The 235-nt window shown below is 63.4% G+C and carries 1 pseudogene; it reads left to right on the forward strand.

Features of this window, described 5'->3' with window-relative positions:
• Nucleotides 1-235, forward strand: a pseudogene (locus ACQG3P_RS23880) (BamA/TamA family outer membrane protein); the annotation flags it as partial.

Consider the following 235-nt stretch of genomic DNA (forward strand, 5'->3'; position numbering starts at 1 on the left):
GTCCTCGTTCAACCTGGACTTCTACACGCCGGGCAACGTGCTGCCGGAAGTGGGCATCGGCTACAGATCCGACGGCTACATGGCGTTCCAGAAGATTGCCCGGCGCCTGGGCGACCAGTCGCTGTTCCTGGGCCTGCCATGGGTCTACATGGACCTGGACATCGGCTTCGGCGTCGATTCGGACCGGCAGTACTTCAAGCCGCACGAGCGGAACCGGAAAACCTCCGGCCTTGGG

Origin of the sequence: Stenotrophomonas sp. SrG (assembly GCF_050031795.1) — a bacterium.
Taxonomy (GTDB): Bacteria; Pseudomonadota; Gammaproteobacteria; order Xanthomonadales; family Xanthomonadaceae; genus Stenotrophomonas; species Stenotrophomonas rhizophila_A.